Here is a 14293-nt window from a genome sequence, read left to right as displayed (position 1 = left end):
TTTTGTGAGCTAAGCTGGCATTCCAGTAGAAGTTTTTCATAAAAGTGTTAACGTGCTACACTTGCATTTGATATAAGTCAACGAAGCGTTGTTTTTATGCTTATCGGTTGTTGTTGGTGCTGTTAGGTTGCTGTTAATACGGTTAGGATAAGCGCCAGTCCGATACCCACGGGGCACGCAAATATTCATCCTGACTGGCTGAGCTAACACTGAAGTTGACGTAGATGGATGGTGTATTCCGAAGATCATTTCGTACACCGGTTGCGAACGGCCCACTGTTCAGTGGAACAGTTATGGCAACCGCCGTACGCCCTGTTTTCGATTTGTTGGCAAATTTTAGGTAGCGAAACATGCAGACCCCGCACATTCTTATCGTTGAAGACGAACTGGTCACGCGTAACACCCTCAAAAGTATTTTTGAGGCCGAAGGTTACGTGGTCTATGAAGCCACCGACGGCGCCGAGATGCATCAGGTTTTGACCGATAACGACGTCAACCTGGTGATTATGGATATCAACCTGCCGGGCAAAAACGGTTTACTGCTGGCGCGTGAACTGCGCGAACAAGCTAACGTCGCCCTGATGTTCCTCACCGGCCGTGATAACGAAGTGGATAAAATCCTCGGTCTGGAGATCGGTGCCGACGACTACATCACCAAGCCGTTCAATCCACGTGAGCTGACGATTCGTGCGCGCAACCTGCTGTCGCGTACCATGAATCTGGCGATGCCGAGCGAAGAGCGCCGTCAGGTCGAGAGCTATCGCTTCAACGGCTGGGAACTGGATATTAACAGCCGCTCGCTGATCAGCCCGAACGGCGATCAGTACAAGCTGCCGCGCAGTGAGTTCCGCGCCATGCTGCACTTCTGTGAAAACCCAGGCAAAATCCAGACGCGTGCTGACCTGCTGAAGAAAATGACCGGTCGCGAGCTGAAGCCGCATGACCGCACGGTGGATGTCACCATTCGCCGCATCCGCAAACACTTTGAATCGACGCCGGATACGCCGGAAATCATCGCCACTATCCACGGCGAAGGCTACCGCTTCTGCGGCGAGCTGCAGGATTAAGCGTCCGTCGCGAAACAAAAAAACGCCCGTCAGGGCGTTTTTTTATCGGCTCAGTGCCACGGCATAATCGGCACCGCGCTCAGCGCATTTTTCGGTGAGCCATCGACCACTTTATCCGAATAGCTCAGGTACACCAGCGCATGACGTTTCTGGTCAAAGAAGCGCACCACCTGCAGCTTTTTAAACACCAGCGAAGTGCGTTTGCGGAACACCACTTCACCCTGCGCCTTGCCCTGCGCGATTTTATCGCTAAGCTCTATCGGTCCCACCTGCTGACAGGAGATGGCCGCGTCGGAAGTATCTTCCGCCAGACCCAGTCCGCCCTTAATACCGCCGGTTTTTGCCCGGCTGATATAACAGGTTACATTTTTAACGTCGGGGTCGTCGAAGGCTTCCACCACGATCTTATGATCGGGGCCAAACATCTTGAATACGGTGTCAACGGAGCCGATCTCCTCGGCCAGCACGCTCTGACTCAACATAAATGTTGCCAGCGTGACTATAAGATTGCGAGCTATTGTCATTGAGTTACCATTGCAAACGGAATAGATGTGAATGTAATGTACTGTTAATCGAACCGAGAACCAAACCTAACGGGTTTCAACCCGCATTGATGTAGCACAGTTAACTGGCAAACCACCCCCGCGCCGTTGTGCAATTCGTGCTACTATTCGGTGACTTCATCGTTGCGCCACCAGAGAGTTATGAGGATGTTTTATGGACCAAGCCGGTATCATTCGCGATTTGCTTGTCTGGCTGGAAAGCCATCTGGATCAACCCCTTTCGCTCGATAACGTTGCGCTAAAAGCGGGCTATTCCAAGTGGCACCTGCAGCGAATGTTCAAGGAAGTTACTGGCCACGCCATCGGCGCGTATATCCGCGCCCGTCGGCTGTCCAAGGCCGCCGTCGCGCTGCGTCTCACCAGCCGGCCGATCCTCGACATTGCGCTGCAGTATCGCTTCGATTCGCAGCAAACCTTTACCCGCGCGTTTAAAAAGCAGTTCAATCAGACACCTGCGTGGTATCGCCGCTCGTCGGAGTGGAATTCGTACGGCATTCGCCCGCCGATTCGCCTCGATGATTACCCGATGCCGCAAGCGCAGTTCGTCACGCTGCCGGAAACGGTGCTGGTGGGGCAAACGCAAAGCTATACCTGTACGCTGGAGCAGATCTCCAGCTACCGCGACGAGATGCGCATTCACTTCTGGAAGCAGTTCCTGCTGGAGACCGATACCGTGCCGCCGGTGCTGTACGGCCTGCATCAGGTACGCGCCAGCCATGAGAAGGATGATGAGCAGGAGATTCTGTACACCACGGCGGTGCCGGCCGACCAGCAGGCGCTGAGCATGCAGTCAAACCAGAGCGTGATTCTGGAAGCCGGGGATTATGTGCAGTTCAGCTATCAGGGACCGCGCACTGCGCTGCAGGAGTTTATTCTGCTGCTGTACGGCACCTGTATGCCCACCCTCGGCCTGGTGCGCCGTCAGGGCCAGGATATTGAGCGCTTCTATACGCACGGTGGCAAAAAGCGCAGCGAGCCGCCAATGGAGATTCGCTGCGAATATCTGATTCCGATTCGTCCGCAGCAGTAACGGGCGGTGCGGATGGTCGCCATGAATGGCGACCCTACAGAAAATTAACCGTTTGTCGCCGATGCGGATTGCCTATGCCCTCGTAGGGTGCGCATTCATGCGCACCAATATGCGATCATTTATACGCACCGATTCAACCGCAGCAACAACCCCCACCGTTTGTCGCCGATGCGCATTGCCCGTGCACCCCGTAGGGTGCGCATTCATGCGCACCGATTCAACCGCAGCAATAACCCCCACCGTTTGTCGCCGATGCGCATTGCCCATGCCCTCGTAGGGTGCGCATTCATGCGCACCGATACGCGATCATTAATACGCACCGATACGCGGCCATTCTGCGCCGTGCGCTACCGCGATTAACGCTGCAGCTCATCCAGCGCAGGGGCATCCAGATGCGACACATCACCGGCCGTCTCCACCACCCAGCCGGCGGCGAGCCAGGCGCTTTGCTGATGATCGACGCGCGAAATCGAGCAGTTACGCAGACGCAAACGACGCTCCGCATGGGCCGGCAGCCCGAGAATGGTACTCACCAGCACACCCAGCGCCATGCCGTGGCTCACCAGCAGCGGACGGCTACCCGCCGGCAGATCGAGACAGGCATTGAGCGCGGCATGCATGCGCGTCGCCATCTCCTCCATCGACTCACCGCCCGGAATCCGGCCGCCTTCGGTGCCATCCACCAGCGCTTTACGCCAGCTCTCCTCTTCCGCCGTCAGGCCGTCGAGCGGACGCTGCTCCAGACAGCCCATATTGAGCTCGCGCAGGCGGGCATCGAGCGTCACCGTACAACCGCAGGCATCAGCGATAATCTCCGCGGTGCGCCGGGTACGTCCTAAATCGCTGGCAATCACGTGAGTAATGCCCAGCGATTTCACGCGCTCGCCCACCTGATGCGCCTGCTGCTCACCTTTATCCGTCAGCGGACTGTCGGACTGCCCCTGAATGCGTCGGGCCGCATTCCAAACCGTTTCACCGTGACGAACAAGATAGACCTGTAACATGCTTAATTTCCGTTATACTGCGACAAATTTGTCTTGAGGGTTCAGGTAATTATGTACCATGTTGTCGCAGCCACCATCAATCCGGCAAAAATCCGCGCAATTGCTCAGGCGTTCAACGACGTTTTCGGCGAAGGATCCTGCCATATTGAAGGGGTCGAGGTCGAGAGCGGCGTCGCCGCGCAGCCCTTAAGCGATGCCGAAACGCGAACTGGCGCACGCCAGCGCGTGGCGAACGCGCGTCATGTGCGGCCACAGGCGGATTACTGGGTGGCGATTGAAGCGGGCATCGAAGGCGACTGCGCCTTTGCCTGGATGGTGGTGGAGAATGCGCAGCAGCGCGGTGAATCCCGCTCTGCCAGCTTTACGCTGCCGCCGGTGGTGATGGCCGGTCTGGCTGCCGGGCATGAGCTCGGTGACGAAATGGCGCGCTTAACCGGCGTGGAGAATATCAAACATAAGGGCGGTGCGATTGGCGCCTTCACCCACGGCCTGCTGAGCCGCTCCAGCGTCTATCATCAGGCCCTGATTCTGGCGCTCTGTCCGTTCACTCACCCGCTGTATCAGCAGTGATCAGCTGCGCCCGAGGCGCGCTTCCAGCCAGCGTTTCAGCTCTGGCGGCGCCTCTTTCAGGCTATTGGATCCACGGGTGATGGTGGCAATCCCGACGCCCAATTCGTTTTTCAGCTCGCGCTGACTGATATCACCGTTGATCAACGCTTCGATAATGCGCAGGCGCGTGCCTAAGGCTTCGCGTTCATCCGGTGTCATCATCAGCTGCAGCAGTGGCAGCGCTACGTCATCGGAAAACGCGTTGTGCATCAGGTTGATGAAACGCAGCCAGTTGTCTTCAACCGGCTGCGGGGAAAGGGGTTGGCTCATGAAGGCTTCCGTACTCATTAACGAGTACGGAAGCATAACACAGTCAGTAACGGCGATTCCACTCGCCGTCGGCGAGAATCTTATCCGGCTTGCCCATGAAGTAGCGGTAATAGGCATCGTAGGCCAGCACGTTTTTCACGTAGCCGCGGGTTTCCGAGAAGGGAATGGTTTCGATAAACGCCACCGCATCCAGTTTGCCGCCGCTGGTATTCAGCCAGCTGCGCACCCGCCCCGGGCCGGCATTATAGGCGGCAGAAGAGAAGATGCGGTTCTGACCAAACTGCTGATAGACATACTCCAGATACTGCGTACCAATCTGAATATTGGTCTGCGGATCGAGCAGCTGACTGCTGTTAACGTAACCCGGAATGTTGTACATCTTCACGGTATGGCTGGCGGTGCCCGGCATCACCTGCATCAGGCCACTGGCGCCAACCGGTGAGCGCGCTTTCGGGTTCCACGCGCTCTCCTGGCGGGAAATCGCCATGGCGTAGCTTGGCGTGATGCCCTTATCGCTGGTGTATTGCTGATACAGATTGCGCCACGCCAGCGGGAAACGCTCTTTCAGGCTATCCCACATCTTCGCGGTGATGGTGGCCTGCACGCTGAGATCCCACCAGTCCTGCTCGTTGGCGTAGCGCGCCAGCATCTGCTGCTGGGTATGGGTTTTGCTGCTGATCAGGTTGGCCCACTCGCTGCGCGCCAGGTTATCCAGCCCCCAGTACATCAGCTCGCGCACGCGCGCCATCTCCGGCCCCTGCACCACGCTATTGTCCGCCGCCGGCGCCTGATCCACCTGCAGCGGATATTCGACGCCCAGCCGCTGCGCCGCCACCATCGGATAGAAACCGCGCTGCTGCATCAGCTTACGCAGAATCTCTTCCGCTTCCTCTTTGCGCCCCTGCGCCATCAGTAAATCGGCCTGCCAGTACTGCCACTCATCTTTCTCTTTGGCTTCCACCGGCAGCCGGGCAATCCAGGTGTTCAGACCGCGACGGTCGTTTTCACTCAGCGCCAGCCGCACGCGCCGCTCAATCAGCGCGGTGGATTCGCTGTTCATCACCACCGCATCGCGCCAGCGCGCCTGCTCCGAGGTGAGATCGGCACCCATCATGCGCCACACCACCGTCTCTTTCAGATCCTGCTCTTCCGCCGGGCTCATCTTCTGCGCCTGAACCAGCTGCGGGATCATCATGCGCGCGTTGTCCATATCCTGACGCGCCACGCGGGCAAAGGCGTAGCTGGTGGCCATGCGGGTAAAATCGGTCGGGCCGAGGGTGCTGGCAAAAGTGGTGACGGTCTGGGGATTTTGCTGCAGCGCAATCAGCGCGCTGGCGGTGGTTTGATAATCCGCCGGCAGCATTTTCGCCAGGTAATTGACCAGGCTGTCGTTGCCGGCTTTCATCGCCAGGCGGATGCGTTCGAGGATGGTGATCGGCGAAAGCTGCCCTGACGCCTGCCACACCGAGAACAGTTTGTCGCAGTCGTTCGGCAACGCGGTCCCGCGCAGCCAGATGGCTTTGGCCCCGTCAAACGCCGCCTGCTGCTGACCGGTCGCCCATTTGGCGTAGTACCAGTTACAACGCGCCTGCACCGGCTTTGGCTCATCCGGGCTGAAGCTGAGCACGCCCGGCCAGTCCTGGCGGTGCGCCAGCACGTTAACAAAGCGCGTCTGCAGCGAACGCGCCGGCGGCAGCGTCGGATACTGCTGAATAAAGTTTTTCACCGCCAGCCCGGTCTCCTGATCGAGATCCTGCGCCAGCAGGCGGTACTGCAGGTACGGATAGAGCGGATAATCCTGCAGCGTTGGCATCAGCTGCTCAACCTGGTCCATCTGTTTGTTGTCCCAGGCCTGTTTGATCTGCGCATAGCGCTGTCGTTGCTGATCCAGCGAATCGGCCCACACGCTGCCGGCCGTGCTGACCAGACAGATCCCTATCATCCAGTTACGCCACTTCTCCACTCCGCTCTCCTCATTGCTGCGCTCCAGCTTATGCCGGACTCCCTTCATGCTAACCAGGCCAACCGGCTCTTGCCACGTTCTTCACAAAATTTACCCAGGCGCACCGTGATTGTTCAGGCTGTGCGCCGCAATTGTGCAAATTATCATCAGAAAAACTTATCACCCAGCAAATAGCTATGCAATTTCATTCAGTTATAAATCTGGCACGTGCTTTGCTCTGTTGAATGCCATCTTGTATACCAGCTGGAATTCACTCATGGCATCGACCTTCGGTTTTACGCTTCAGGACTGGCAACGTTGCGCACAGCAGGATGCACAGCAGATCCCTGCACTGCTGGCCGCACATCTCGACGCACTCGATAACCAGGATAATGCCTGGCTGTACCTTGCTTCGCCGGCCCAGCTGCTGGCGCAGGTTGAACCGCTGCTGGCGGCATACCAGCGCAATCCGGCCGCCCTGCCGCTGTTTGGCGTGCCGTTTGCCGTCAAAGACAACATTGACGTGGCAGGCTGGCCGACCACCGCCGCCTGCCCGGCGCTGACGTATCAGGCCGCAGCCGATGCCTTCGTGGTGGCCAGGCTGAAAGCGGCAGGTGCTATCGTCATCGGTAAAACCAACCTCGACCAGTACGCGACCGGTCTGGTTGGCACCCGCTCGCCGTATGGCGCGGTGAGCAACACCTTTAACCCGGCCTACGTCAGCGGCGGTTCCAGCTCCGGCTCCGCGTCCGTGCTGGCGCGCGGCCTGGTCGGCTTCTCGCTCGGCACCGATACCGCCGGCTCCGGCCGCGTGCCGGCAGGTTTTAACAATATCGTCGGGCTGAAGCCGACCAAAGGCTGGTTCTCGGCCAGCGGCGTGGTACCGGCCTGCCGTCTCAATGACACCATCTCGGTATTCGCCCTGACGGTTGCCGATGCCTTTAGCGTCGCCAGCATCGCGGGCGGCTACGACGCCGGTGACGCCTATGCGCGCCAGTCGCCACGCAGCGCACCGGCCAGTTTCCAGCCGCAACCCTCGCTGGCGATCCCTGCCGCGCCGCAGTTTTACGGTGACCAGCAGGCGGAAGCGGCGTGGCTCAGCGCGCTGGAGCAGCTTACGGCGAGCGGTGCGACGCTGCACCCTATCGACTTCGCCCCTTTCCATCAGCTGGCAGAGCAGCTCTATTACGGCCCGTGGGTGGCCGAGCGCACCGTGGCGGTCGGCGAGATGCTCGACCGCCCGGAAGAGATGGATCCGGTGGTGTACGGCATCGTCAGCAGCGGCCGCCAGTACAGCGCCGTCGAGGCGTATCAGGCCGAATATCTGCGTGCCGAACTGACGCGCCAGATCCAGCAGACGCTGGCCCGGTTCGATGCGCTGGTGGTGCCGACCTCGCCCACCATCCATACGCTGGAAGAGATGCAGCAGGAGCCGGTGCACTACAACTCGCAGTTCGGCACCTATACCAACTTCACGAACCTGGCCGATCTCAGCGCGCTGGCGCTGCCTGGCCCGTTCCGCGCCGATGGGCTGCCTGCGGGCATCACGCTGATCGCCCCGGCGTGGCACGACCGCGCGCTGGCGACGTTTGGCCTGCGCTGGCAGCAGCAGCTGGCGCTGCCGCTCGGGGCCACCGGCAAAGCACTGCCGCCGCAGCCCGCCGCGCTGCCACCGTCGCCTGACCACGTGCGCGTGGCGGTGGTCGGCGCTCATCTCACCGGCATGCCGCTGAATTTCCAGCTCACCACGCGTCAGGCGGTGTGGGTCGAAGAGACGCAAACCGCCAGCCACTATCGCCTGTTCGCCCTGCTCGATGGCCCGATCAAAAAGCCCGGCCTGCTGCGCGGCGACAGCGGCGCCGCCATCACCGTTGAACTGTGGGACATCCCGCTGGCGCGCTTTGGCGAATTCGTCGCGGAAATCCCGGCACCGCTCGGCATCGGCTCGCTGACGCTGGCGGATGGACGCATCGTGAAAGGCTTTATCTGCGAACCGGCAGCGCTGACGCAGGCGCTGGAAATCACTGAATTCGGCGGCTGGCGCAACTGGCTGACGTCACAGGGGAATCACTAATCATGTTCAGCACCGTTCTGATTGCTAACCGTGGCGAAATCGCCTGTCGTGCCATCCGCACCCTGAAGCGCCTCGGCGTAACCAGCGTGGCGGTCTATTCGGATGCCGACCGCAATGCGCGTCACGTTACCGAAGCCGATGTGGCCATCGCCCTTGGCGGTGACAAAGCCAGCGACAGCTATCTGCGCATCGACAAAATTCTGGCCGCTGCGCAGCAAAGCGGCGCGCAGGCCATCTGGCCCGGCTACGGTTTTCTGTCGGAGAGCCTGCCGTTCGCCGCCGCCTGCGAAGAGGCCGGCATCGCGTTTGTCGGCCCGACCGCACAGCAGATCGGCGAATTTGGTCTCAAGCATCGCGCCCGTGAGCTGGCGGCCAGCGCTGGCGTGCCGATGACGCCGGGCACGCCGCTGCTCAGTTCGCTGCAGGACGCACTCAGCGCGGCGGAAGACATTGGCTATCCGGTGATGCTGAAAAGCACCGCCGGTGGCGGCGGCATCGGTCTGACCCGCTGCGCCGACGCCACGGCCCTGGAGAACGCGTGGGAGAGCGTGCGTCGCCTGGGGGAACAGTTTTTCAGCGATGCCGGCGTGTTTCTTGAACGCTGCATTGATCGTGCGCGCCACGTGGAAGTGCAGATTTTTGGCGACGGCAAGGGCAAGGTGATTGCGCTGGGCGAACGCGACTGTTCGCTGCAGCGCCGCAATCAGAAGGTGGTGGAAGAGACGCCGGCCCCTAATCTGCCGCAGGCCACGCGTGAAGCGCTGCTGGCTTCAGCGGTGCGGCTGGGCGAGCTGGTTAATTACCGCAGCGCCGGCACCGTGGAGTACATCTATGACGCCGCGCAGGACGCGTTTTATTTCCTCGAAGTGAACACCCGCCTGCAGGTGGAGCATCCGGTGACCGAGTGCGTCACCGGTCTTGACCTGGTGGAGTGCATGCTGCAGGTGGCGGCGGACGATGCCATCGACTGGGATCGTCTGCAGCAGGCACCGCACGGCGCATCGATTGAGGTGCGGCTGTACGCCGAAGATCCGCTGAAAAACTTCCAGCCGAGCCCGGGCGTGTTAACCCACGTCAGCTTCCCGCCGGGGGTGCGCGTCGACGGCTGGATCGAGACCGGCAGCGAAGTGACGGCGTTTTACGATCCGATGGTAGCCAAACTGATCGTGCATGGCGAAACGCGCGACGCCGCGCTGGCGAAGCTGCAGCAGGCGCTCAATGCCACCCAACTGCACGGCATCGCCACCAATCTCGACTATCTGCGTCAGATCGTGGCGACCGACGCCTTCCGCAGCGGCAACGTCTGGACGCGCTTCCTTGACGGCTTTACGCCGGCGGCCAGCGTCATCGAAGTGCTGCAGCCGGGCACGTTCAGCAGCATTCAGGACTTTCCCGGCCGCCTGGGCTACTGGGACATCGGCGTGCCGCCGTCCGGCCCGATGGATGACTTCGCCTTCCGCCTGGCCAACCGTATCGTCGGCAACCACGCCTGCGCCGCCGGGCTGGAGTTCACCCTGCAGGGCCCGACGCTGCGCTTCCACAGCGATGCGCTGATCGCGCTGACCGGTGCCGACTGTCCGGCCGATCTCGACGGCAGCGCGGTCGACTACTGGCAGCCGGTGGCGGTGAAAGCCGGACAAACCCTGACGCTGGGCCGCGCGCAGAGCGGCTGCCGCACCTATTTAGCGGTGCGTAATGGTTTCGACGTGCCGGAATACCTCGGCAGCCGCGCCACCTTCTCGCTGGGCCAGTTTGGCGGCCACGCCGGACGTACGCTGCGCGTCGCCGACATGCTGCCGATCTCCCAGCCGGCGCTCGCCGCCTGCACCACGCCAGCCCCGGTCAGCGAACCTGAAGCACTGGATCGCGCGCTGGTGCCGCACTACGGCAGCGAATGGCGCATTGGCGTGCTGTACGGCCCGCACGGCGCACCGGATTTCTTCACCCAGGCTGCCATCGATGAGTTCTTTGCCAGCGACTGGCAGGTGCATTACAACTCCAACCGGCTGGGCGTCCGTCTGGTCGGGCCTAAACCCAGCTGGACGCGCGCTAACGGCGGTGAAGCCGGGCTGCATCCGTCTAACGTACACGACTGCGAATACGCCATCGGCGCGGTGAACTTTACCGGTGACTTCCCGGTGATCCTGACGCACGACGGCCCAAGCCTTGGTGGCTTCGTCTGCCCGGTCACCATCGCCAAAGCCGAGCTGTGGAAAGTCGGCCAGGTCAAACCGGGCGATCGCATCCGCTTCCACCCGATCAGCGCCGACGAAGCGGTCGCGCTGGAGAAAGCCCAGGCGCACAGCGTAACCACGCTGCGCAGCCAGCACGCACCGGCCTTCGCGGTGCCTTCGCTGGCGGCGAGCGACATCGGTTCTGCCACCCTGTTAGCGGCGCTGCCGGCGACCGCCACCACGCCTGCGGCGGTCTACCGCCAGGCGGGCGACAAATATGTGCTGATTGAGTACGGCGATAACGTGCTGGACCTGGCGCTGCGCCTGCGCGTACACCTGCTGATGCAGGCGCTGCGCCAGCGTGCAGAGCCCGGCATTGAAGAGCTGTCGCCCGGCGTGCGCTCGCTGCAGGTGCGCTATGACAGCCTGGTGATCGGTCAGCAGCAGCTGATGACGCTGCTGCTGGAGCTGGAAGCCGGGCTGGGCGACGTCAGCGCGCTGAAAGTGCCGTCGCGCATCGTCTGGCTGCCGATGGCGTTTGAAGACAGCGCCACGCTCGGCGCGGTGGAGCGTTACAAAGAGACGGTTCGCGCCAGCGCGCCGTGGCTGCCGAATAACGTTGACTTCATTCAGCGCATCAATGGACTGGCGAGCCGCGAAGCGGTACGCGACACCCTGTTTGCCGCCAGCTATCTGATTCTCGGTCTCGGCGATGTCTATCTCGGCGCGCCGTGCGCGGTGCCGATCGATCCGCGCCATCGCCTGCTGAGTTCCAAATACAGCCCGGCGCGCACCTTTACTGCCGAAGGCACGGTGGGCATTGGCGGCATGTACATGTGCATCTACGGCATGGATTCACCGGGCGGCTATCAGCTGGTGGGGCGCACGCTGCCCATCTGGAACAAGTTCCTGCAAAACGATCAGTTTGCCGCCGGCGAACCCTGGCTGCTGCGCTTCTTTGACCAGGTGCGTTTCTATCCGGTGAGCGAAGCGGAACTGACGCAGCTGCGCGACGATTTCCGCGCCGGTCGTGCCCGCATCCGCATCGAGCAGAGCGAGTTTGATTTCGCGGCGCATCAGCAATTCCTCGCCGACAACGCGCCGGAAATCAGTGCCTTCCGTGAACGCCAGGCCGCGGCGTTTGAGCAGGAAGTCACGCTGTGGGCGCAGGAAGAGCAGGAAGCGCCGCTCACCCGTGAAGAGACGCTGGTGGTCGCCGACGCAGAGGACGATGCGCTGGCAGTGTGCGCTGACATGAACGGCAACATCTGGAAAGTGCTGGTTGCGCCGGGCGATACGGTGCAGGCCGGTCAGACGCTGATCATCGTGGAAGCGATGAAGATGGAGCTGGCGATTGTCGCGCCGCAGGCCGGCACGGTGAAACGCATTGCCTGCCAGGCGGGCCGTCCGGTAAGTCCGGGCGATACCCTGCTGTGGCTGGCTTAAGGAGCAGGTATGAACAGTAGCGCGCCCCGCAGCAAAGGCCGTCCCGAAGCGCTTGCCGAAAAGGTTTATCAGGCGCTGAAACAGGACATCTTTGAATTCCGTCTGATGCCGGGTGACCGCTTCAGCGAAAACGAAATTGCCGAGCGGCTGGCGGTGAGCCGCACGCCGGTGCGTCAGGCACTGTTCTGGCTGGAGCGCGAAGGCTACGTCGAGGTGTGGTTTCGCAGCGGCTGGCAGGTACGGCCGTTCGATTTCGCCTACTTCGAGGAGCTGTACGACTTCCGCACCGTGCTGGAACGCGAAGCGGTGCGCCGCCTGTGCGCGCTGCCGCCGCTGGCCTGCGCGGAAACCCTGACCGCGCTGAAAACCTTCTGGATCGACGATGCCCGGCTGGCAGATGGCAAAGCGGTATCAGCGCACGACGAAGCGTTTCACATGGCGCTGGTGGCCGCGGCGGGCAATCAGGAGATGGCGCGCATCCATGCCGAGCTGACAGAAAAAATCCGCATCATTCGCCGTCTCGACTTCACGCGGGATGACCGGGTTGATGCCACGTACCGCGAGCACGCTCAGATCTTACGGGCGATTTTTCAGCAACACACCGAGGAGGCACAGCGCATTTTAACCGACCACATTGCCGTCAGTAAGGCCGAGGTCAGGAAGATTACGTTGCATATGTTACAGCAGGCTCGGCTTCAACCCATTGAATAACAACAGATAACACAGTTAGGGGTTTAAATGATGAAACGACGTTCGTTGCTTAAAGCTTTCGCGCTCTCCGCTACCGTTGCCAGCATGGGCTTCGCCTTTACCGCACAGGCGGCAGACACCATCAAAGTCGGCATTATGCATTCGCTGTCCGGCACCATGGCGATTTCCGAAACGCCGCTGAAAGATGTGGCGCTGATGACCATTGATGAGATCAATGCCAAAGGCGGTGTGCTGGGCAAGAAGCTGGAACCGGTGGTGGTCGATCCGGCCTCTAACTGGCCGCTGTTCGCCGAAAAAGCGCGCCAGCTGCTGACTCAGGACAAAGTGGCGGTGGTGTTTGGCTGCTGGACGTCGGTCTCGCGCAAATCGGTGCTGCCGGTGTTTGAAGAGCTGAACGGCCTGCTGTTCTATCCGGTGCAGTACGAAGGCGAAGAGATGTCGCCGAACGTGTTCTACACCGGCGCCGCGCCGAACCAGCAGGCGATCCCGGCGGTGCAGTATCTGATGAGCGAAGATGGCGGCAGCGCCAAACGCTTCTTCCTGCTCGGCACCGACTACGTCTATCCGCGCACCACCAACAAGATTCTGCGTGCCTTCCTGCATAGCAAAGGCGTGCAGGATAAGGATATCGAAGAGGTGTACACGCCGTTTGGTTACAGCGATTACCAGACCATCGTGTCCAATATCAAAAAATTCTCCGCCGGTGGCAAAACTGCGGTGATCTCCACCATCAACGGTGATTCCAACGTCCCGTTCTACAAAGAGCTGGCGAACCAGGGCATTAAAGCAACCGACATTCCGGTGATTGCCTTCTCGGTGGGGGAAGAAGAGCTGCGCGGCATCGACACCAAACCGCTGGTCGGTCAGCTGGCAGCGTGGAACTACTTTGAGTCAGTGGATAACCCGACTAATGCGAAGTTCGTGGCCGACTACCGCGCTTACGCCAAAGCGCACAACCTGCCGAACGCCAGCACCGTAGTGACCAACGATCCGATGGAAGCCACCTACGTTGGTCTGCACATGTGGGCGCAGGCGGTAGAGAAAGCTGGCACCACCGATGTGGATAAAGTGCGCGCCGCGATGGCCGGACAGACGTTCAAAGCACCGGACGGCTTCACGCTGACCATGGACAAAACCAACCACCATCTGCACAAGCCGGTGATGATTGGTGAAGTGGAGGAGAACGGCCAGTTCAACGTGGTGTGGCAGACCGAACAGCCGGTACGCGCCCAGCCGTGGAGCCCGTACATCGCCGGGAATGATAAGAAGCCGGACTACCCGGTGAAGTCGGCGCAGTAAGGGGAGGCTGATGGTCCTCGCCCTATGGCCCGCTGGCCCTCCCCCTAACCCTCTCCCGCTGGCGGGAGAGGGAACCGATCGAGCCAGCACGCCGCTACCGAACT

11 protein-coding genes are annotated in these 14293 nt (G+C 60.9%); 7 read left to right on the top strand and 4 right to left on the bottom strand.

Going from position 1 to position 14293, the window contains the following annotated elements:
* Positions 1–350 precede the first annotated feature (350 nt).
* A complete protein-coding gene (gene arcA / locus C1N56_RS03510; protein WP_021508652.1) occupies positions 351–1067 on the top strand; it encodes a two-component system response regulator ArcA in 717 nt (238 codons plus the stop codon).
* Between the two features lie 50 nt (positions 1068–1117).
* On the opposite strand, the gene creA is transcribed toward arcA, so the two are convergent.
* Entirely contained in the window at positions 1118–1591 is a 474-nt protein-coding gene (gene creA, locus C1N56_RS03505) for a protein CreA (protein WP_022548913.1), read from the bottom strand.
* A 193-nt stretch (positions 1592–1784) separates the two neighbouring features.
* Here creA and robA point away from each other — a divergent pair, with 193 nt between their 5' ends.
* Entirely contained in the window at positions 1785–2660 is an 876-nt protein-coding gene (robA, locus tag C1N56_RS03500) for an MDR efflux pump AcrAB transcriptional activator RobA (protein ID WP_021508651.1), read from the top strand.
* A gap of 356 nt (positions 2661–3016) precedes the next feature.
* On the opposite strand, the gene gpmB is transcribed toward robA, so the two are convergent.
* Positions 3017–3664 (bottom strand): 2,3-diphosphoglycerate-dependent phosphoglycerate mutase GpmB, encoded by a 648-nt coding sequence (gpmB, locus tag C1N56_RS03495; RefSeq protein ID WP_021508687.1) that lies wholly within the window; start codon positions 3662–3664, stop codon positions 3017–3019.
* 51 nt (positions 3665–3715) lie between these two features.
* On the opposite strand from gpmB, the gene yjjX reads away from it, so the two are divergent.
* Positions 3716–4234, top strand: a complete 519-nt coding sequence (gene yjjX, locus C1N56_RS03490) for an inosine/xanthosine triphosphatase (RefSeq protein ID WP_021508686.1) — start codon at positions 3716–3718, stop codon at positions 4232–4234.
* Here the strand turns inward: yjjX and trpR are convergent, their stop codons facing one another.
* Together trpR and sltY are read right to left on the bottom strand one after the other, a co-directional pair.
* The gene (gene trpR / locus C1N56_RS03485; protein ID WP_211725045.1) at positions 4235–4543 is read right to left on the bottom strand and encodes a trp operon repressor; all 309 of its coding nucleotides are present in this window, start codon (positions 4541–4543) and stop codon (positions 4235–4237) included.
* A 43-nt stretch (positions 4544–4586) separates the two neighbouring features.
* Positions 4587–6506 (bottom strand): murein transglycosylase, encoded by a 1920-nt coding sequence (sltY, locus tag C1N56_RS03480; RefSeq protein WP_058771515.1) that lies wholly within the window; start codon positions 6504–6506, stop codon positions 4587–4589.
* A 256-nt stretch (positions 6507–6762) separates the two neighbouring features.
* Between sltY and atzF the strand changes: the two genes are divergently transcribed.
* The 4 genes from atzF to urtA are packed head-to-tail and all read left to right on the top strand — an operon-like array spanning position 6763 to position 14189.
* Positions 6763–8559: an allophanate hydrolase gene (gene atzF, locus C1N56_RS03475; protein WP_211726654.1), complete on the top strand. Its 1797-nt coding sequence runs from the start codon at positions 6763–6765 to the stop codon at positions 8557–8559.
* 2 nt (positions 8560–8561) lie between these two features.
* Positions 8562–12179, top strand: a complete 3618-nt coding sequence (gene uca, locus C1N56_RS03470; protein WP_394517129.1) for an urea carboxylase — start codon at positions 8562–8564, stop codon at positions 12177–12179.
* A 9-nt stretch (positions 12180–12188) separates the two neighbouring features.
* Entirely contained in the window at positions 12189–12890 is a 702-nt protein-coding gene (locus tag C1N56_RS03465; RefSeq protein WP_150361297.1) for a GntR family transcriptional regulator, read from the top strand.
* A 30-nt stretch (positions 12891–12920) separates the two neighbouring features.
* Positions 12921–14189, top strand: coding sequence for an urea ABC transporter substrate-binding protein (gene urtA, locus C1N56_RS03460; protein WP_031279577.1), 1269 nt, complete (start codon positions 12921–12923; stop codon positions 14187–14189).
* Positions 14190–14293 lie beyond the last annotated feature (104 nt).

The organism is Pantoea sp. SGAir0175, from assembly GCF_043547855.1.
Note: the sequence above shows the minus strand (reverse complement) of the source record. Positions and strands in the feature narration are given on the sequence as shown.